A 296-nucleotide genomic window follows, 5' to 3' on the forward strand; every position below is an offset into this window, starting at 1 on the left:
GTAGGAGCCAGCCTCGAACAGCTTCAGCACCTGCTCATCCGACATAGCCTTTACCGCAGGGGCAGGCGCAGCAGACGAAGCTGCTGGTGCGCCTGCGGGCGCCGCCTTGGCGGCGGGCTTGGCGCCACCCCCGGCAATCGCCGCGTCGACATCGGCCTTCACCACCCGGCCATGCGGGCCGGTGCCGGTCATCGCAGACACATCGACGCCGGCTTCCCTGGCGATGCGGCGTGCGAGCGGCGAGGCGAAGGTGCGCTCGCCAGCCAGTGATTGGCTGATCTCCCCCCTCGTGGGGG

Annotated in this window: 1 protein-coding gene; it reads right to left on the reverse strand. The window is 70.6% G+C overall.

The features are described 5' to 3' along the window. Nucleotides 1–296, reverse strand: a 296-nt coding sequence (locus FCU66_RS40865) for an E3 binding domain-containing protein (RefSeq protein WP_181956598.1), incomplete at both ends; no start/stop codon positions are given.

It is taken from the genome of Mesorhizobium norvegicum (assembly GCF_004919685.1).
GTDB classification, from domain to species: Bacteria; Pseudomonadota; Alphaproteobacteria; order Rhizobiales; family Rhizobiaceae; genus Mesorhizobium; species Mesorhizobium norvegicum.